Source organism: Pseudomonas sp. S3E12, assembly GCF_001702295.1.
Classification (GTDB): Bacteria; Pseudomonadota; Gammaproteobacteria; order Pseudomonadales; family Pseudomonadaceae; genus Aquipseudomonas; species Aquipseudomonas marginalis.
Map to the genome: position 1 here is coordinate 1 of NZ_MBDT01000024.1, position 303 is coordinate 303.

Here is a 303-nt window from a genome sequence, read left to right on the forward strand (position 1 = left end):
CTGATCCAGAAGGCGCCAGCTCCAACGGCACCGGCCAGCCAACCGTTACCTTGCATAACGACGTGCCGGTCATCAGTGTCGCGCCAGAAACCATTGATGAAAACTCCGCTACTGCGGGCACCGTCGCTGGCCGCTTCACTGCGACCGACGAAGAAACACCACGCGAAGGCCTGACCGTCTCCTTCACCGGCAACAGCAACGCAGACGGCTACTACGCCATCGTTGATAACAACGTCGTGCTGACACAGAAGGGCGCTGACTTCGTTAACGCCGGCAATCAACTGCCGAAGATTGACCTGACCG

General features: G+C 59.1%; 1 protein-coding gene. It reads left to right on the plus strand.

Annotated features, from left to right (window positions below):
- Positions 1-303: hypothetical protein (locus tag BB029_RS33360; protein ID WP_168166828.1), on the plus strand; the 303-nt coding region annotated here is incomplete at both ends.